Below are 17,495 nucleotides of genomic sequence, written 5' to 3'. Positions count from 1 at the left end.
CGCGCCGGAGGGGGCAGACGCCGCGGGTCGCGCGTCGGGGGCCGCTGTGCAACCGGCGAGCGGGACCGTGAGCACAAGGGCTGCGCACAGAATCAGATGGCGTCGCATGGGGGTGTGACGCCGCCTACCGGGTCCTGGTTCCACCATTGCGCCGTGCTCCCAGATGAGCGCCGTGACGTCGACCGCCAGGCACTTCTCCAGGCCGGTCTGCGAGGACCGCCCAACGCATCGACAGTTGGAAATATTTACGTAATAATGTTTACAGAAACGTGTCTCAAGTCGCCGTCGTAGTGGATCTAGCCACTCCGTACGAGAGGACGTGACAATGAATGCAGCGCTGTCACGCAGCCGCCGACGCCTCCTGGTCCTCCTCACCGCGGCCGTCACCGCATTCGTCGGCAGCGTGGTCGTCCAGCAGCAGCCCGCACACGCCGCGTGGAACCTCGTGTGGGCCGACGAGTTCAACGGGTCCGGCGCGCCCAGCAGTGCCAACTGGAACTACAACGTCGGCAACGGCCTCAACCCCGGCCTCAACGCCTTCGACGGCTGGGGTAACGGCGAGTGGGAGTGGTACCGCCCCGAGAACTGCACGCAGTCCGGCGGCAACCTCGTGATGCGTGCCAACTGGCTCACGACGCCCATCACTGTCAACGGCCGCAACTTCTACCAGACGTCGTGCCGCATGACGACGGACACGAAGAGGTCCTTCCAGTACGGCCGCATCGAGGCACGCATGGCGCTACCGACCGCCACCGGCTCGTGGCCGGCGTTCTGGATGCTCGGTGACGCGTGCGACGAGACGTCCACGAGCGCCTACAACCCGGCGCAGACCTACTACGACCGCCTGCCCACCAACTGGGCCAGTTGCGGCGAGGTCGACATCATGGAACACGCGAACGCGAACGCGACCGTCACGAACAACATCTTCTGGGATCTCCGGACCGGCGTGTTCCCGTGGACAGCGGGTCAGAACGCCAACTACGTCGCGAACCCCACGGTCAACAACGTCGCGGCCTTCCACATCTATGCGATCGAGTGGACGGCCGCGCAGATCCGCTGGTACGTCGACGGTGTGCAAACGCACGTGATCGACACGACACCGGCGACCCTGGAGGAGTTCCGCAAGCCGTTCCACCTCATCTTCAACCTGGCGCTCGGCGGCACCTACCCCGGGCAGAACCCCGTGCAGAGCCAGTTCCCGCTCACCGCGTCGATCGACTACGTGCGCTACTACCAGGACGGCGGGAGCACGGGCGGACCCGCGACGCAGATCAACGGGCCGGGCGGCAAGTGCGTGGACGTGGCCGGAAACGACACGGGCGGCAACGGCGCGGCCGTGCAGTTGTGGACGTGCCAGGGGGCTGCTGTCTCGAAGGACCAGCAGTGGAGCCGGGACGGCCAGACCCTGCGGACTTTGGGCCGGTGCCTCGACGTCACCAGCGCGGGCACGGCCAACGGCACGAAGGTGCAGCTCTGGGACTGCAACGGCAGCGGCGCACAGAACTGGATCCAGGAAGGTAACCGGTTACGCAACCCCAACTCCAACAGGTGCCTGGACTCCCCGTCAGGCTCGACAGCGGACGGGGCGCGACTGCAGATCTGGGACTGCAACGGATCGGCCGCACAAAACTTCGTGAAGGCCGCGTGACCCCTGCCGAGACGCACGCTGACGGTCGGGGCGCGGGAGCGGACAGGCTCCCGCGCCCTGTCCGCGCGTTCCGGGATCCGACTCGTGCCCGGTTTGTCCGGCGCGGGTCGTGGAACGCCGGCGGGCGGACTCGCCTGCGGTACCGGCGTCGGTAGCCTGTCTTGAACTCCTCCGGCATGTCGTCAGCCGCTTTCCGGCGGTGGCCCGGTGCTTGTCGCGTGGTCGTAGATGGCCCGGAGCGCACCATGTCGCGCAGACCGCAGCGCCCCTGGCGGCGATCAGAGATAGCCGCCGGTGGCGGGTGCCGGGGTTGGCTGGTCGGTGCTCGGCTGGGCGACGCCGCGCAGCAGGAGCAGTTCGGTGTCGGTGTTGGTTCTGGTGGCCAGCCAGAGCATGCCGGTGGTGGGGCAGCGGGCCAGGGTTGCATCCGGGATCCGGTCGTCGATACGGCTGGCGGAGTCGGCCGCGGTGAGGTGGTGGTCGCGGTAGGCGGCCGCGTAGCTGCCGGCGAGGGCGACAGTGCGCCAGCATCGGCAGTCGCCGGCGTCAGCGAGCCGGTACCGGTCGGCCTGGCTCCGGGCGTGCTGTCTGCTGCGCCAGTTGTGCCCACGGGCCAGGGCCATCAGACCGAACCCGATCGTGGTCAGCGCGGCGGTCAGCACGGCGAAGACGATGCCGCTGACCGCGGCGTGGGTGACGGTCCGGGCGATCGCGGCGGCCCGGCCGGTCACCTCACCGGCCAGCGCGCTCGCGATCGGCACCGTCGCGGTCAGCGCGATGGCGATCAGGACCGCGCCGACGAACCTCTGATCCGCAGGGAGCAGCCGGGCCGCGGGGCCCTGCCGCAGCCGCGATCCGGCCCGCCAAGCAGCACCGTCCGCGGCACTGAACCCGCGGATCGGGGCCGGTGCCAGTCGGTGCACCACCAGGACCGGCACCAGCCCGGCCAGCACGAGCGGCGGGATGTCGCACCAAACCGCGACGGCAGCGGCCGGGACCAGCAGCGGCACGTGCCCCCAGGTCCGCAGCCACTGGATACGCCGCCAGCGGCGCATCCCCGCCGGGGAAACCGCATCCTGCGCGGCAGCCGTCAGCACGCGACTTCCTGGCAGCCGCCGGCTGGCGGCGTGCAGCAGCAACGCGGCGCCGGCGTTGTCCGCCCGCTGCCGCAGGTAGCCGGCGGCGGCCAGGATCGGCTGCGGATGCTCGGGCAGGTCGGGATCACCGCCGACGAACTCCTCAACCACGTCGATCAAGGTTTGCGCCGCCGCGGCGGGGTCGTGCCGGTCACGCCGGGCCACGATCGCACCGAAATAACGGGCCAGCGTGAATCCGGTGGTGATCCGGTGTGCCCGCACCAGTGTGATCCAGGCCTGGTCGGCAGTGCGGTAGTCGCCGCGCTGCTCGGCGGCCGCGCCGACCAGATAGAGCGGCTCCCAACCGCCGGGCGACGCTGCGACGGCCGACAGCAACCACCGGTACGCGCCGGGGTCACCATTCGCCGCCCGGCACGCCGCCAGCAGCATGTTCGGCCAGGAAACAGTCGAGTCAACCGGAAGCTCAACCAGACCCTGCCGGGCCAACAGCACCAACGCGTCCCCGGGCCGCCCGGCGAGCAGCAGCAGCCGGGATCGGGCAAGCAGGGTCTCCGGCCCGTCATCGGCACGGCCGGCAGTCGCGGACAGCGCCAGCGCCACCTCGAAGGCGTCCACCTGATCGGCCGCCGCCGCCCAGCGCGGAACCGATTCCTCAATCAGCCGCGCGGAGCAGGCCGCCGAAGCCGCCATCGTCAACGATGCGCTGTCCACGGGCCGCACCATCGGCGGCACCCGACTCGGCCTGAGATCATCCGGCCTCCCATCGACGCACCATGACCTCCGCGCATCATGCGGAAGTTCAGCGGTCAAACCGACAGGTCGCGGTGGGCCGGGTCCCCGGCCGGGCGGTGACGCCTGGCCGGGGGCCCGCGGTGCTCAGTCGGTCACGGTTGCGGTGACCACGGGGCCGACAGGGACGGTGCTGCGCTGGTCCGGTTCGATCATGAGGAGCCGGGCGCGGAAGTGCTCGGCCGGTTCGGTCACGCCGTCGGTGACCGTCGGGACGGTGATCGTCGCGGTGACCGTGCCCGGTTCCAGCCAGGTCCATTCGTAGGCGCCGGTGTCGGACAACGGCCGGTCCGGCAGCACCTCCTCGCCGTAGGCGTTGGTGAGGAACCAGTCCGGGTCGACGTCGGTGGTGGTCAGCTCCGGACCGGTGGCCGGCCTGATCGGCTCCAGGCCGACGAAGACGTCGTCCTCCAGCGGGGCGGGCAGGCTCACCTGGTACGTGATGCCGCCGGCCTCGGGCACCGTCTGCTCCGCCGGGGTCACCGTGAACGCCGGCAGCGGGTCGTCGTTCTCCAGGACGACGCCGCCGACGTGGTCGCCGACCAGCACGCCGGTGACCGCCTTCGCCACGATCGGATATTGCCGGTCGACGTCGTACCGGGTGTCCGGGGTGACCCAGACCGGGATCCTGACGGTCGTGGTCTGTGCGTTGACGACCACCTCGGTCGGCACCACCACGTCGCTCTCCGGGTCGTACGTGAACAGGCGCACCCGGCCGCTGCCCGTGCCGGTGAACGTCACCGGCACCACCAGGGTGCGCCCGGGGCCGTCGCCCTCGGGTTCAGTGATCCGGCCGATGTCCACGCGCGGCAGGGCCGACGGTTGCGCGGTCAGCGTCTCCGGCCGCCAGCCCCAGGCGTCGATCAGCCAGGCCTGGCCCGATGCCGTACGCGGAATGAGCTCCAGGGTCGCGACCGTGCCCAGACCGCGGAGCGCGACCCGGACCTCCGGGCTCCAGAACGGACTGTTGTCGGTGGTAGCCGGCATGCTCTCGACCACGACGTCGTCCAGCACCGTCCGGCGTCCGTCGGCGCCGGTCACCGCGACGCCGAAACCGACCCGGCCGGCGCCCGGCGGCACGAACATGCGCAACGCCAGTTCGGTGTGACCGGAGACCGTCGCCGCCTGCGCCGGGCGGAACTTCACCGGGGTTCCCGGTGCGTCCCACGCCATCTTCACGGCGTAACGGCCCGGCTCGTCCGGCACCACGTCGAGCGGGGCGAAGTGCGGCGACACGCCCGCGTCCAGGCACGCCTGCGCCGAGGTGTCCACCTGCTTGCACAGGGTCGCGCCGGTCAGTCCCAGCGTGGTGCCCGGTTCGATCAGCGGCGTACGGGCGCCGCCGATCGCCTGGTTGTATACACGCGCCGGGTCTGCGGAGGGCGCCCGCCGGCCGGAGCCGTCGAGCAACGGCCGCACGCGGTCGTCGCCCTGGATGAACAGCCGGGCGGCTGCGGCCGCGTACGTGGCGCCGACCTGCTGCTGCTGGGCGGCGGTCAACCGCGAGGGGGCGGTCTTCTCACACACCGGGTCGGGGCTGTCCGGCCGGCTCGGCCAGTCGTCGCCGATCGGCTTGGCCTCCCAGATCGAGTTCCAGAAGTTGTGGTTGGCGCCGATCACGTACAGGGAGCCGTGAAGGGCCCTGCCGTTGCTGACGCCGCGGGTGCCGTCCACGTACGTCTGGCCCTCGAGCCGGTAGACGTCGTAGTCGCAGCCCGGGAGGATCACCGCGGACGGCACGTCCGGTGCCGGGTTCTGCCCGTACGCGGTCGGTGCGATCAGCAGCATGCCGTGGACCTGCCACCGCGTCGGTGTCGGGTCGCCGGGCCGGGGGGCGAGACTGTCGATCGCGGCGCGGTTGACGCCCTCGCCGCCGCGGGAGTGTCCTACCAGAAGCACCTTGCTGAGGTCGGCCCGCGAGGACTGCCGGACGATCGCCGGGGCGGTACGGATGTCGGACATCCAGGTGGCCCACTGTGTCAGGTGCCGGCGGATCAGCGCCGACCGGGCCCGGGTGCCGGAGTCGAGGAGCCGGACGTCCTGGGCACTGATCCCGTTGGCCGAGATCGAGACGGTAACGTAGCCCTGCGAGGCCAGCAACTCCTGGCTCTGCCGGAACCCGCGGTAGCTCGGGATCGGCTCGGTGCCCTCCGGGCACGGCCACTGCTGGACGCCTTTCTGGGCGACCGCGCAGGTGTAGTACCGGCCGTGCAGGAACAGGGCGAGCGGCCGCTGAACGCTCGCGCCGGTGGGTGCTACCACCACGGCCTGCATCTCGACCTTGGTTCTGAGGTCGGGCAGCGTGACGTCGTCCAGGCGATACTCGCCGGTGATCGTCGCGTACGGTCCCCGGACGCCCGGGTCGACGGGGTTGGCCGGCAGGATCGGAGTCACCGGGTCGGCGACCTGCTGCCGGGGCTCCTCGGCGTCGAGGCGGCGTCCGCCCGCGCGTGCTTGGAGATCGTCCAGGCGGCTCTCGTCAGCGAGCGCCGCCAGGTCCGCCGGGTCGGTGAGCCGCAGGCGGAACGTCCGCAGGTCCCGGTCGGCGTCCGGCCGGCCCAGCAGCCGGTCACCGGAATAGAACTCGACGGCGGCGGGACCGGCGCCCTCCTGTGCCGGTGCCTGCCAGATCAGTTCGTTGCCCCGGAGCTGCCAGCCGGCGGGCAGGTGCGGGCTCGATGCGGGTGCGGGCCGCGGTGACGCCGGAGCGGCGACGGCCGCGGAGGCGGGGGCGCTCGAAAGGAGGAAGAGGCCAATGACAGCGGATGTGATCGCTCTTCGCATAGAGCACTGTCTACAGAAGACTCACAGCGGCGACCTATGGTCTGGGTCTCATTCGCCGTGTCCGGTAGCAGCGGTTTGCTACCAGGCCCAGCCTACGTCCATCGTGGTCGTCAGCAGGCTCTTCGCCGCCGCCCTGGCGCGGGGCGACAGCATGCGCATCATGCGAAGCTCGGAGTACAGGTGGCTGTCCACTCGGGTGCCGCCGGGGCACGGCGACCAGCCCGCCGCCGCGTAGAACGGCTCGAGATCGGGTGCGCAGAACAGTGCGGCGGCGTCCGCGTCGCTGGTGTCCAACCGGTCGTTGACCCGCTCGACGACCTGCCGGCCGTATCCCTGACCGCGGTACGGCGTCGCGGTCAACACGTTGCCCACACCGTCGATCGCGTAGTCCGTGCCGGCGTGAAAGACGGTCACCCTGATCAGGGCGGCGTACGCGATCGCCTGCCAGGAGAAGGCGCTCGGCAGATCGGAATGCGCGAAGGTCGACAGGATCGGCATCCGGCGAACGTACCCAAAAAATGAACGAAAATGGTTCTTCACGCCACCACGCCCTCATCCTCGTTCTAGGCCACCATTTTCAAGGCGAGCTCCGCGTTGGACCTGCCGAGTTGTTCGGGTGTCTCCGGACCGTCTCGTCGGTACCAGCGGACCAGGTCGATGCCGAGCGACAGCATGGCGCGCGCGACCGAGTTGACGTTGACAGCCGCGAAGGTGCCGTCGTCGACGCCTTGCTGGACGGCACCGCGGAACACGGCGTTCGTCTGATGCCGTAGTTCGAGAATGTCGTTGTAGTGCTCGACGCTCAGGGCTGCCAGGTCGTACTGGCAGACCCGGGCGATCACGTGGTGACGCGCATGCCACTCGGTGTAGCGCGAGACGATCACGCGCAGCCGCTCGGCTGCGTCGCCGAGGTGCTGGATCTCCGGGTCTCGGATGTGGTCGAGCGCTTTCTCGTGCCCTGTTCGGATGATCTCGAAGAGCACCTGCTCCTTGGACGGGAAGTAGACGTAGAGGGCGGCCGGGCTGAGTCCCACCATGCCGGGGATGTCGCGAGTCGTCGTGCCGTGGAAACCGTTCGAGGCGAAGCAGCGCACCGCGGAGGTCAGCAGCTTACGAGCGACCTCGTTGAGATCGGCGGGCCACAGGCTGGGCGACTCGTCGTCCAGTTCCTGGAGCACGCCGACCTCGGCGGCGGTCAGCCGCGCCTGCCGTGGTTTGGCCAAGGTGGTGACGCCTTCCTGCGCAGAGGGCGGGGTGTGACGGTTGACACACTCTAGCGCGCCCTGTGACTATGCGCTTAGTAAGCCCATTCAGCAGATGGGAGGACTGACGTGAAGGTGTCGTGTGCGTTTCCGACGGCCCTGGACTCGCCCGAGATGATCGCGGTGGCGGAGACCCTCGGCTACGACCGGGCGTGGGTCTATGACACCCCGCAGCAGAGCCCGGACGTGTGGATGACGTTGGCCCTGGCCGCCGTCCGGACCGAGCGCATCGGTCTCGGCCCGGGTGTCCTGGTCCCCAGCCTGCGGCACCCGATGGTCAACGCCGCCGCCACGGCGACGCTGTGCGCCCTTGCTCCGGGCCGGGTCGCGGTGGCGTTCGGCACCGGGTTCACCGGGCGGCGAGCGATGGGCTACGGGGCGGTCTCCTGGTCGTTCATGGACTCCTACATCCGTGCCTACCAGGGCCTTCTGCGCGGTGAGGTGGTCGAGTGGGAGGGAGCCAGCATGCGGATGCTGCACCCCGACGGGCACGCCCCGCGCCGGCCGGTGCAGGTTCCGGTCATCGTCGGCGCACTCGGCCCGAAGGGCAACAAGGTGGCCGGCGAGCTCGGCGACGGGCTGTTCACCACCTTGCTGCTGCCGGATTTCGCCGGCGACTACCCGTGGTCGGCCTACCTGGCCTGGGGCACCGTCCTCGACGACGACGAGAGCGACGGCTCCGAGCACGCTCGTGCTGCCGGCGGCCCGGGATGGGCGCTGTCCCTGCACGGCGCCCTGGAGTTCGGCGGGCCTGACGCCGTCCGCGCGCTTCCCGGTGGTGAGCAGTGGATGGAGGTGGTGGAGCGGGCACCGGCCGCCGAGCGTCACCTCGCCGTCCACGCCCAGCACTGCGTCGGCCTCAACGAGGCCGACCAGGCCGCCTGGAACGCCGGCGGCAACATCACGCTGCGCGACGTCACACTCACCGGGACCCGCGCGCAGATGCGGGACAAGCTCGACAGGATCAGCTCGCGGGGCATCACTGAGATCGTCTTCCAGCCGTGCGGTCCTGACACGGAGCGGGAGCTCGAGCGCTTCCTTGAGGTCGCGCGCTGAATCCATCCATCCACGGACCACACACGGAGTGACCATGAGCGCGACGGAACCGAGAACGGTGATCGAGGGCCTGTGCTACCTGGAGTGCCCGCGGTGGCACGACGGCCGGATCTGGTTCTCCGACTTCTACACCTACGCCGTGTACTCGGCCGCGGCCGACGGCAGCGACCTGCGCAGGGAGGTCGAGGTTCCCCAGCAACCCTCCGGGCTCGGCTGGTTGCCGGACGGAAGGCTGCTCGTCGTCTCGATGCGAGACGCACGGATCCTGCGGCGCGAGGAAGACGGCAGCCTCAGCGTGCACGCCGACCTGTCCGGCCATGTGGGTGGATACCCCAACGACATGGTCGTGGACTCCCGTGGACGTGCGTTCGTCGGCGAGTTCGGGTTCGACCTCATGGGCGGGGCGCCGCTCGCGCCGGCCCGGCTGCTCCGCGTCGACCCGGACGGAACGGTCAGTGTCGCCGCCGAGGAGATGCTCTTCCCGAACGGGAGCGTCATCACCGACGGCGACATGTTGCTGGTCTGCGAGACCTTCGGCAACCGGGTAACCGCCTTCGACATCACTGAGGACGGGACGCTCGAGAACCGGCGTACCTGGGCCGAGTTCGGTCCCGTACCCACCGAGCGCGACCTCGAGCCGCTGCTCGGCCAGGTGGTCGTCGCCCCGGACGGCTGTGGCCTGGATGCCGAAGGTGCGCTCTGGATCGCGGACGCCACGGGCGGACGAGCCATCCGGGTCTTCGAGGGCGGCAAGATCGAGCGGACGGTCGCACCCGGCGGCGGAGTGTTCGCCTGCATGCTGGGCGGCGAGGAGGGACGGACGCTGTTCCTGTGTTCCGCGCCGGACTTCCACGAGGAAGCCCGGAAGAACGCCCGCGAAGGCCGCCTCCTGGCGGTCGAGGTGAGCCTGCCGCACGCCGGCCGGCCCTGAGGGACCGGCCGGCCGAAAAACATCAGGCGGCCGATCCCGGTGCGGCGGTCGCGGCCCGGTCCCCGGCGTCGAGGACGAGGCTGCGCGGCCACTGTTCCCACCGTGTGCCGAGGACGTTCCGGTGCGGCCGTCCGGTGCGCACGAACGCGGCGATGCTGTCCATCATCAGCCCGGACAACTGCAGCCGGCCGGGGGCGTTGCGACGGCTGAACGCGAACGCGAACACGCCCTGGTCGAAGGTGCCGAAGACGAACGGCAGGTCGATGGCGTGGCTGGCGCCGTAGACGACGTCGAACGGCGCCGGCTGCTGGTTCCAGCCGAATTCGTAGTAGTACAGGTTCTTGTTCCCGGCGGCCCGCATGGTGTTCATCGAGTCGCGGACGATACCGGCGAAGATCGCATCGCCCAGCTGTTTCGACGCCGCGTTCCACCCTCCGGGGGCGTCGACGGGAAGGTACGCGTCATTGATGAAGTCGCTCACCGCGTACGGTGAAGGTTTGTCGGGTTTGAAGAAGTATTGGCGGGTGAAGCGTTCGTAGTCGCTAGGCCGGTAGGCGCCGAGGAGGGCTCCGAAAAGCTTGCCTTCCTCGAGCGTGTTGCCGGCCAGGACGGGAATGCGGGCGAATGCTCCCGTCGTGATGGCGGCGTGGTAGTCGACCGGCAGGACCGTGCCGTCGGCGATCACCGCCGGCGGGTCGCCGACGACGGCGCCGCGGGCGATCTGGGCGCGGATGACGTCGGCGGCGGGCAGCTGCCGCAGGCGGCGCACGTCCTCGTCGCGGTTCCCGGAGTTTCCGACGGCCGCGGTCACCAGAGCATCGGCATAGGTACGGGCCCGTTCCGGCGTGGCGAACAGCAGGCCGCCGCTGAGCGGGACCACCTTGTCGATCAGGCCCTTGGCCAGCGGCGACACCAGCAGCGCCCAGACGTTGACGGCACCGGCCGACTCGCCCATGGCGGTCACGTTCGCGGCGTCACCGCCGAAGGCCGCGATGTTGCGGTGCACGAAGCGCAGGGCCTCGATCTGGTCCAGTGTCGCGAAGTTGCCCGAGTCGTTGGCCGGGTCGCCGGTCTTGAGCTGGGGCAGGTCGAGCCATCCGAAGGAACCGAGCCGGTAGTTGACGGTGACGACCACGGCGTTGGCGGTGCGTGCGAGGGCGTTGCCGTCGTACATCGGGTCGGCGGAGTAGCCGACCACGTTGCTGCCGCCGTGGACGAACACGATGACCGGGAGCTTCTTCTGGCTGGTGGCGGGGCGGTAGACGTTGAGGGTGAGGCAGTCCTCGGCGCCGACGGGCCGGCCCAGTCCGTCGCGGATGTCGAGCCCGTAGTGGGGGCCGCTGGGTGCCGGGCTGAAAAGCCGGCCCTGCTGGATGCAGCCGTTGCCGTAGGCGGTGGTGTGGCGCACGCCGCTCCAGGGCCGGTGGGTGAGCGGTGCGTGCCAGCGCAGCGGGCCGACGGGTGGTTCCGCGTAGGGGATGCCCAGCCACGTGTAGGTTCCGGTCGACCGGCTCTGGTCGTTGCCCTTGATCGTGCCGAGGTCGGTGTGCCGCAGCACGGCGCTGTCGTGGCTCGCGGCCTCTGCCGGGGCGATCGACACGGCCGCGAGGGTCAGGCCGGCGAATCCGGCGAGGACACGTCTGATCATCATCGTGCGTCCTCCAGCAGGGGGGTGGCGGTGATCTTGCGGGCCTCGGCGCGGATCGCGAGCGCCAGCAGCGGAAGCAGCAGCACGCCGAGCCCGGCAGCGCCCAGGAGTACGGCATGCCCGCCCGCCTCGCTGCCCAGGCCCTCGGCGTAGCCGTACAGGTAGGGACCGGTGAAGCCGCCGAGCAGGCCGACGGTGTTGATGAACGCCAGTCCCGCGGCTGCCATGAGCCCGGACATCCGTGCCATGGCCACCGACCAGTACAACGGCAGGACCCCGATGAGCAGCAGCATCGCCACGTCGATCAGCAGGATGCGGGCGACGGCACCGTCGGTGACGGTGTAGATCGCGGCCACGACGGCGGTGGCCACGGTGACGCCGGTGAGCACGGTGAGCTCGCCGGTGGCCCGGCGGTGCAGCCAGGGAATCACCAGCACGCCGATGAGAGCACCGATGCCGATGCTGCCGCTGACCACGCCGATGTTGAACGAGCCCTGGACGCCGAGGCTCTGCACGATCGAGGGGAAGTTGTACTGGATCGCCACACTGTTGATCTGGTTGGCGAAGTAGATCACCGCGAGCGCGAGGATGAAGGGCCGCCCGAACGCCACCATGAGGTTGCCCTTCAGGGTGGTGTGCGCCGGCACGCCGGCCGCCGCGGCCCGCTCGTCGAGCACCGCGGCCTCCTGCGCCGACAGCCATTTCGCGTCCGAAGGCCGGTCGGGCACCAGGAACCAGAAGACGCCCGCGACCACGAGGGTGAGCAGGCCCTCGACGAGGAACATCCACTGCCAGCCGTACATCCCGCCGGCGCCGTGCAGTTCCATGATGGCCCCGCCCAGCGGGGCTCCGAGCCCGAGGCCGGCGCACACGGCCAGGTACAGGATCCCGACCACGCTCACCCGCTGCTTCTGGGAGAACCAGAGGGTGACGACGTACATCAGGGCGGGGTACAGACCGGCCTCGGCCGCGCCCAGGAGGAACCGCAGGATGTAGAAGGACGTCTCGCCCTGCACGAACATCATGCAGGCGCAGATCGTGCCCCAGGTGAGCGCGATGCGGGTGATCCAGCGGCGCGGCCCGACCCGGTACATGATCAGGTTGCTGGGCACCTCGAGCAGCGCGTAGCTCAGGAAGAAGATGCCGGCGCCGGCGCCGAAGGCGGCGGCGCTGATCCCCACGTCGGCGCCGAGGGCGGTCTTGGCGAGGCCGACGTTGGTGCGGTCGACGAAGGCCATGAAGTACACCAGGCACAGGATCGGCAGCAGGTGCAGCGCCGCCTTGCGGCTGGCGCCGGCGTGGAGCTGGTCAGGGTCGGCGGGCGAGGCCCGAAGGTTGCTGTTCCTCACGCGGTCTCCTCTGTCAAGCGGTTCTCCGCATCCCCATGTGTGGTCGCCATCACTGTAGGGAGCGGCCCAGCCGCGTCAGAGGTGAAATCCATCCACAGTTGTCAGCGCTGGGTGGAAAGAAGAACTACCGCAGCACGGCCCGCCGCAGGCATTCCAACCGGACGGCCAGCCGCAGCGGAAGGTCGTCAGCGGCCCGCCAGTCGTGGCCCAGGACGTCGGCGGCCCGGTCGAGCCGTTTGAGCAGGGTGTTGAGATGGACCCGCAGGGCCCGGGCGGTTCGGCGCAGGTTGCCGTCATTGCCGAAGTAGGCGTCCAGGGTGGCCACCAGCTCGGTCGATCGCTTGGTGTCGTAGTCCAGCAGCGGGCCGATCGCGTCGGCGAGGAAACGGTCGAGCTCGTCGCGGCGGTCGGCGTCGAAGGCCAGCGCGTACAGCGCGAACCGGTCAGTGGTGGTGCCCAGATCCCGCGCTCCCAGATGCCGGACCACGGCCGTGCACCCGGCGGCGCGCGAGACCGCCCGCGCCCAGTCATGCCCGGTGACACGTTCGCAGACGACCGTGACGGGCCCGCCTGACGCGGCACGCAGCCGCTGGTGGACGGTCCGGGCGAACGGTTCGGCCGGCCCGGCCGCGGCGATCAGCACCGCTTGGCCGAGGTGCTCGCCGGCGAGGCCCGAATCCTGCCGGGCGATGGGGTGCAGGTGGCGCACCAGGCCGGCGGCGGTGACGCCGTCGGCACTCGCGATGACCACCACGTTCAGAGCGTCGAGGTCGACCCCGCGGGAGCGGGCGCGCGTACGCTGCGTCGCGCTCACCTGAGGACCGGCGACGATGAGTTCGGTGAGCAACTCGCCGCTGAGCCGTTCGGCCGCGTCGGCCACCGCGTTGTCCTTGAGGATCAGCAACCCGACGACATGGGTCGCCAGTTCCAGGCTGCGCGCGTCCACGGCCGACGGTTGCTCGCTGTGGCTCCACACCACCGTGCCCAGCAGGCTGTCCCCGGCCCGAACCGTCGCCGCGCTGTGGCACCGGCCGTCCGGTCCCGGCGCGGTGACCGCACGCCCGGCACGGCGGGCCTGCTCGATGACGCCGGCGATCACCTCGTCGCGGCCCGGCTCGCTGCTCGCGGGCTCCTCGGCGCCGCCGCGAGCCAGCAGGACGCCGTCGCGGTCCAGAATCTCGACCTGGCCACCCAGCTGCCCGGCGAGTTCGCCGGCCACCACGAGCGGGCCGCCGCCCGCCAGGACAGCGCCGGTCAGCGCCTCGTGCACCGCCTGGGCCCGCTGCATCACCGCCAGCGCGCTGCGGCTCTCCTCGTACAGCCGCGCGTTGTCCAGGGCGATCGCGGCGTGGTCGGCGAACGCGCTGAGCAGGGCGATCTCGTCGGTGCGGAACCCGCGCCGGCTGCGGTGGGCGGCGAACAGGGCACCGATCACCCGGTCTCGCACCAGCAGGGGTACGCCGAGCAGCGCAACCAGCCCTTCGCTGTCGACCACCGAGTCGAAGCCGGGGTCGTGCCGCAGGTGCCCGCCCTCGAAGTAGTGCTCGACCCACTGAGCGGACCGTGTGTCGACCACCTTGCCGCCCAGCCCGGTGTGCGGCGGGATGCGAGCCGACCGGAAGGCTGCCGAGATGGTGCCCTCGCTGGCCGTGATGCTCAGCGTGCCGTCGTCGCCGAGCAGCGACAGGTAGGTGAAGTCCGTACCGATCAGGTCGTGGGCGTGCCGGACGATCGATTCCAGCACGTCCTCGACGTCGCCCAGCGCGGTCAGGGACCTCGCCGTGGCGTACAGCGAGGCCAGCTCCCGCTCCCGGCCGGGCCGTTCACTCATGATCGCATCGTTTCGTCGAGGCTGTCGGCACGACGGTGGATGATTCATCCACCAGCGACACCGCGGATGGGGACGAAGCGTACCTCCCTGTGCGCCGATCCGCGCTCTTACGGTTGGCCGACCGGTGGGGAGGAGAGCTGGACATGGACGGGCTCATGCAGCCGCGACCGTTGACGATCGCGCACCTGTTCGAGCGGGCCGAGACGTTGTTCGGGCACAAACACGTCGTCGACGCCGACGGGACCCGGACCCCCTACCGCGCCTGGGCGCGCCGGGTACGCCGCCTGACCTCCGCGCTCACCGCACTGCATGTCGCGCCGGGAGCCAGGGTCGCCACCCTGGCGGCCAGCCACCGGCGGCACCTGGAGGTGTACGCCGCGGCCCCGATCAGCAAACGCGTCCTGCACACGCTCAACATCCGGCTGCCGGCCGAGCACCTCGCCTACATCATCGAGCACGCCGGTGACGACGTGGTCTTCCTCGACCGGCGGCACCTGCCGCTGATCGAGGCGTGCCTGGACCGGTTGCCCGGCGTACGGCACTGGGTGGTGTTTCCCGACGGCACCGACCACGCGCTGCCCGGCGGCGCGCGCTTTCACCACTACGACGATCTGGTTGCCGCGGCCCCGCCCTTCGAGGGCTCGTTCGAGGCCGCCTTCAGCGGCGCGGAGGAGAACCTGGCGGCAGGGCTGTGCTACACCTCCGGAACGACCGCGCGCCCCAGGGGCGTGCTGTACAGCCACCGGTCGACGGTCCTGCACTGCCTGGGCACCATGGCGGCAGGGCTGATCGGCATCAGTGAACGCGATGTGGTCCTGCCGGTCGTACCCATGTTCCACGCGAACGCCTGGGGGCTGCCCTACGGCGCGCTCATGGCAGGAGCGGATCTCGTGCTGCCCGGCCCCTCGGCCGGCCCCGCGCACCTGGCCGGCCTGATCCAGGCGCACCGCGTCACCGTGGCGGCCGCCGTTCCCACCGTCTGGACCGGCCTGCTGCCCGCGCTGGGAGACCGGGACTGCTCCTCGCTGCGCCTCCTGCTCGGCGGAGGGTCGGTGGTCACCCCGCAACTGTCGGCGGCCTACGAGGCCGCCGTCGGAGTTCCCATCACCCACTCGTGGGGAATGACGGAGGTCAGCCCCGTGGGCGCGATCGGCGGTCTGCGCAGTCAGCACGACGACCTCAACCCCGGCGCGCGCGAGCTTGTCGCGTCGGCGCAGGGCCAGCCCGCACCGCTGGTGAGCGTACGCATCATCGACGTCGACACCGGCGAGCCCCGGCCCCACGACGGGCAGTCGGTCGGTGAACTGCAGGTCGCCGGACCGTGGGTGGCGTCCGGCTACTTCGGAGGCGCGGGAACCGACAGCTTCACCGCTGACGGCTGGCTGCGCACCGGCGACCTGGCCAGCATCGACGAGCACGGCTACCTGCGGCTCGTCGACCGGATCAAGGACCTGATCAAGTCAGGCGGCGAGTGGATCTCCTCGGTCGAGCTGGAGGCGGCCATCGCCACCCACCCGGACGTCGAACAGGTCGCCGTCGTGGCCCGGGACCATCCCACCTGGGTGGAGCGCCCGGTCGCGTTCGTCGTCCTGCGCGCCGGCTCGGACACGGCGGTCGATGAGCTGCGTGAGCACCTGTCCCGCCGGATCGCCTCCTGGTGGATGCCGGACGATTTCATCATGCTCGACACCCTTCCATTGACCGGGACGGGCAAGCTGTCCAAGCAGACCCTGCGGGAGTCGCTGCGCACGGCATGAAGGACAAGATGGGGAGGACGTGGATGAGAGCGGTTGTGTACGACCGGTACGGGCCCCCGGATGTGCTGCGAATCGAGAACGTTCCCAAGCCGTCTCCCGCTGCCCGGCAGGTGCTCGTCAAGATCGCGGCGACCTCGGTCAACCTGAGCGACTGGGAGACCCTGCGGGGCTCACCGCTGTATTCACGTGTCGGTGGGCTGCGTTCACCGGCGCGCCGGACACTCGGCTCGGACATCGCCGGCTGGGTCGACGCGGTCGGCCCGGCCGTCACCCGGTTCCGGCCCGGTGACGAGGTGTATGGCGACAACCTCATGCTCAAGGGCGGCTTCGCCGAGTACGCGGTCGCTCCCGAGTCGGTTCTGACCCACAAGCCCGCCGCCCTCACCTTCGCCGAGGTCTCGACGATCCCGCAGGCGGGCGTCATCGCGTGGCAGGGGACCGACGGCGCCGCGGCCGGGAAACGGGTCCTGATCAACGGTGCCGGCGGCGGATCGGGCGCATTCGCCATTCAGCTCGCCAAGCGGCTCGGTGCCGAGGTGACCGGCGTCGACAACGCCGGCAAGCTCGACTTCATGCGATCGGCCGGCGCGGACCGGGTGATCGACTACCGCGGCCAGGACTTCACCCGCAGCGGCCCGTACGATCTGATCCTCGACCTTGTCGCGCACCGGTCGGTGTTCGCCTACCGCCGGGCGCTGGCCCCCGGCGGCCGTTACCGGTGTGTCGGCGGATCGGTCCCGGCGCTGCTGCGCGTCCTGACGATCGGTGCCGCGGCCGGCCGGCTCACCCGCCGCCGCCTGGGCGTGCTCGCCGTCAAGGAGGGGCCGGCCCATTTCGAACCGGTGGCCGGCCTCTGCGCCACCGGCGACCTCGCCATCCACATCGACCGGTCATTCACCCTCGATGAGGTGCCCGAGGCGCTGGCCCACGTCGGAGAGGGACGCGCCCTCGGAAAAGTCGTCGTGACCGTCAACTGACAGCGGTACGACATACGAGTCGACGCGGGCGATGAGCCCCTCGCGGAAGGTGAACAGGTCGTTGAAGACGAAGCGGAAGGGCCCGTGCTCGACGCTGACGCCGCGGCCCTCGCCGGTCGTGACGACGACCGGGCCGTCCTCGAGGACTCGCTGCACCTCGAGTTCGGGGCTGCCGGTGAACGCCGGATTCTCGATCTCGCCGTCGAACTCGGCTTTACCGTGGGTGCTCCGGTGACCGTGAATGATCCATTCCACGTCGTCGGTGAGGGTCGCCAGGATCCGCGGGTGATCGCTGTCGCGGAACCCGGCGAAGTACTCCTCGACCAGTTCGCGCTGCGTCGTTGCCGCCATGATGTTCTCCGTTCC

The 17,495-nt window shown here is 70.4% G+C and carries 13 protein-coding genes; 5 read left to right on the top strand and 8 right to left on the bottom strand.

Annotated features, from left to right (window positions below; genetic code table 11):
- Positions 1-325: 325 nt before the first annotated feature.
- A complete protein-coding gene (locus tag AB0M02_RS34855) occupies positions 326-1,648 on the top strand; it encodes a ricin-type beta-trefoil lectin domain protein (protein ID WP_364234878.1) in 1,323 nt (440 codons plus the stop codon).
- A 278-nt stretch (positions 1,649-1,926) separates the two neighbouring features.
- On the opposite strand, the gene AB0M02_RS34850 is transcribed toward AB0M02_RS34855, so the two are convergent.
- From AB0M02_RS34850 to AB0M02_RS34835, 4 genes are all read right to left on the bottom strand, one after another.
- Positions 1,927-3,456, bottom strand: a complete 1,530-nt coding sequence (locus tag AB0M02_RS34850; RefSeq protein WP_364234835.1) for a hypothetical protein — start codon at positions 3,454-3,456, stop codon at positions 1,927-1,929.
- 165 nt (positions 3,457-3,621) lie between these two features.
- A complete protein-coding gene (locus AB0M02_RS34845; RefSeq protein ID WP_364234833.1) occupies positions 3,622-6,318 on the bottom strand; it encodes a hypothetical protein in 2,697 nt (898 codons plus the stop codon).
- A 78-nt stretch (positions 6,319-6,396) separates the two neighbouring features.
- Positions 6,397-6,816, bottom strand: a complete 420-nt coding sequence (locus AB0M02_RS34840) for a GNAT family N-acetyltransferase (protein WP_364234831.1) — start codon at positions 6,814-6,816, stop codon at positions 6,397-6,399.
- Positions 6,817-6,881: 65 nt separating this feature from the next.
- A complete protein-coding gene (locus tag AB0M02_RS34835) occupies positions 6,882-7,541 on the bottom strand; it encodes a TetR/AcrR family transcriptional regulator (RefSeq protein WP_364234829.1) in 660 nt (219 codons plus the stop codon).
- Between the two features lie 108 nt (positions 7,542-7,649).
- Here AB0M02_RS34835 and AB0M02_RS34830 point away from each other — a divergent pair, with 108 nt between their 5' ends.
- The gene (locus AB0M02_RS34830) at positions 7,650-8,636 is read left to right on the top strand and encodes an LLM class flavin-dependent oxidoreductase (RefSeq protein WP_364234828.1); all 987 of its coding nucleotides are present in this window, start codon (positions 7,650-7,652) and stop codon (positions 8,634-8,636) included.
- A gap of 34 nt (positions 8,637-8,670) precedes the next feature.
- Positions 8,671-9,567 carry an SMP-30/gluconolactonase/LRE family protein gene (locus AB0M02_RS34825; RefSeq protein ID WP_364234827.1) on the top strand — a complete coding sequence of 299 codons (897 nt, stop codon included), beginning with the start codon at positions 8,671-8,673 and terminating at the stop codon, positions 9,565-9,567.
- 22 nt (positions 9,568-9,589) lie between these two features.
- On the opposite strand, the gene AB0M02_RS34820 is transcribed toward AB0M02_RS34825, so the two are convergent.
- From AB0M02_RS34820 to AB0M02_RS34810, 3 genes are all read right to left on the bottom strand, one after another.
- Complete coding sequence (locus AB0M02_RS34820; RefSeq protein WP_364234824.1) at positions 9,590-11,218, bottom strand: carboxylesterase family protein; 1,629 nt, start codon at positions 11,216-11,218, stop codon at positions 9,590-9,592.
- On the bottom strand, positions 11,215-12,564 hold the full coding sequence (locus AB0M02_RS34815) for an MFS transporter (protein ID WP_364234823.1): 1,350 nt from the start codon (positions 12,562-12,564) through the stop codon (positions 11,215-11,217). Before AB0M02_RS34815 ends, AB0M02_RS34820 begins: the two co-directional genes overlap by 4 nt.
- Positions 12,565-12,688: 124 nt before the next feature.
- Positions 12,689-14,395 carry a GAF domain-containing protein gene (locus tag AB0M02_RS34810; protein WP_364234820.1) on the bottom strand — a complete coding sequence of 569 codons (1,707 nt, stop codon included), beginning with the start codon at positions 14,393-14,395 and terminating at the stop codon, positions 12,689-12,691.
- A 143-nt stretch (positions 14,396-14,538) separates the two neighbouring features.
- Here AB0M02_RS34810 and AB0M02_RS34805 point away from each other — a divergent pair, with 143 nt between their 5' ends.
- On the top strand, positions 14,539-16,152 hold the full coding sequence (locus AB0M02_RS34805; RefSeq protein WP_364234818.1) for a long-chain fatty acid--CoA ligase: 1,614 nt from the start codon (positions 14,539-14,541) through the stop codon (positions 16,150-16,152).
- 23 nt (positions 16,153-16,175) lie between these two features.
- Positions 16,176-17,129, top strand: a complete 954-nt coding sequence (locus tag AB0M02_RS34800; protein ID WP_364234816.1) for an NAD(P)-dependent alcohol dehydrogenase — start codon at positions 16,176-16,178, stop codon at positions 17,127-17,129.
- Here the strand turns inward: AB0M02_RS34800 and AB0M02_RS34795 are convergent.
- Positions 17,043-17,480, bottom strand: a complete 438-nt coding sequence (locus AB0M02_RS34795) for a nuclear transport factor 2 family protein (protein ID WP_364234814.1) — start codon at positions 17,478-17,480, stop codon at positions 17,043-17,045. The two genes, AB0M02_RS34800 and AB0M02_RS34795, sit on opposite strands and share 87 nt — an antisense overlap.
- Positions 17,481-17,495 lie beyond the last annotated feature (15 nt).

This window comes from Actinoplanes sp. NPDC051861 (genome assembly GCF_040681145.1).
GTDB lineage: Bacteria > Actinomycetota > Actinomycetes > Mycobacteriales > Micromonosporaceae > Actinoplanes.
This window is presented reverse-complemented; position numbering and strand designations above follow the sequence as displayed.

Coding starts and splice junctions, on each gene's coding strand:
- AB0M02_RS34855 (WP_364234878.1), top strand. CDS start 326: ATGAATGCAGCGCTGTCACGCAGCCGCCGACGCCTCCTGGTCCTCCTC.
- AB0M02_RS34845 (WP_364234833.1), bottom strand. CDS start 6,318: ATGCGAAGAGCGATCACATCCGCTGTCATTGGCCTCTTCCTCCTTTCG.
- AB0M02_RS34840 (WP_364234831.1), bottom strand. CDS start 6,816: ATGCCGATCCTGTCGACCTTCGCGCATTCCGATCTGCCGAGCGCCTTC.
- AB0M02_RS34825 (WP_364234827.1), top strand. CDS start 8,671: ATGAGCGCGACGGAACCGAGAACGGTGATCGAGGGCCTGTGCTACCTG.
- AB0M02_RS34820 (WP_364234824.1), bottom strand. CDS start 11,218: ATGATGATCAGACGTGTCCTCGCCGGATTCGCCGGCCTGACCCTCGCG.
- AB0M02_RS34810 (WP_364234820.1), bottom strand. CDS start 14,395: ATGAGTGAACGGCCCGGCCGGGAGCGGGAGCTGGCCTCGCTGTACGCC.
- AB0M02_RS34805 (WP_364234818.1), top strand. CDS start 14,539: ATGGACGGGCTCATGCAGCCGCGACCGTTGACGATCGCGCACCTGTTC.
- AB0M02_RS34800 (WP_364234816.1), top strand. CDS start 16,176: ATGAGAGCGGTTGTGTACGACCGGTACGGGCCCCCGGATGTGCTGCGA.
- AB0M02_RS34795 (WP_364234814.1), bottom strand. CDS start 17,480: ATGGCGGCAACGACGCAGCGCGAACTGGTCGAGGAGTACTTCGCCGGG.